At 55.0% G+C, this 912-nt stretch carries 1 protein-coding gene; it reads left to right on the top strand.

Annotated features, from left to right (window positions below; translation table 11 throughout):
- Positions 1–532: 532 nt before the first annotated feature.
- On the top strand, positions 533–912 hold a 380-nt coding region (locus JF66_RS21280), incomplete at its 3' end, for a recombinase family protein (protein ID WP_197059545.1).

The raw sequence follows: 912 nt of genomic DNA on the forward strand, positions 1-912 counted from the left end.
TCAAGCYTCGTACTCGGTCAGAATGTCGCGCTTGTACTTGGCGGTATAGGTTCGCCGCCGAGCACGCTCGGGAACCTGGGGATCGGGAACATCTTCCATCCCTACAGCCTGCCCGGTCAAGCCGGGTCCTGTCATCACTGCGTTCGTCAAGGGGAACTCCTTCCCCGCCCTCTACGACACTATTCGGGACGATCCCGGTGCCTTATCCAAGGTTGACAGAGAGGGCGCCGCTGAGTAATCCGTCAAGCGCACTCCTTAGAGCGACAACTCAAACTCATTATGCTCCTCACAAACGCGTTGCCGAACACCACGCACCCCGTAGCGTTGGGTATTCGACTAATTCACAAGCCACGCCACATTGAACTAATAGTTCAATCTGTGCAAGACAGGCGGAATGTGTGTGTGTCTCGAATCCATGGAAGTTGAGACGCTGCGCATTGTCGCGAATAGTGTTTCTTTGAGCGTGAAAAGATAGCACAAGATACATGTATCAAAAGAAGCATCACGAACGTAGAAGCGATACGCTGAATCGATGACGAAGAGAAACGGCATCGAGCCAGCCCCGGAACACTATGCCTTCGGCTACCGGCGAGTGTCGAGTCTGAAGCAGTCGTACGAACGGCAGACCAAGGCGCTGCACGATTTTGGGATTCCCGATGACCGGATCTACGAAGACAAAATCAGTGGCAAATTCAAGACCCGGCCAGGACTTGATGCTCTGCTGAAAGTAGCTCGACGCGGCGACACCATCACGGTCTCCTCCCTCGACCGTCTCGGCCGCACAGTGCTACATATCCTCCAAACGATCGAGGAGCTCGAACACCGTGGCATCTCCATCCACTCATTGAAGCCCGGGGAACAATTCGAGGGCGTCACCGGCAAGCTGGTACGCAACATCATGCGTCGATCGCG

It is taken from the genome of Cryobacterium sp. MLB-32 (genome assembly GCF_000738085.1).
Classification (GTDB): Bacteria; Actinomycetota; Actinomycetes; order Actinomycetales; family Microbacteriaceae; genus Cryobacterium.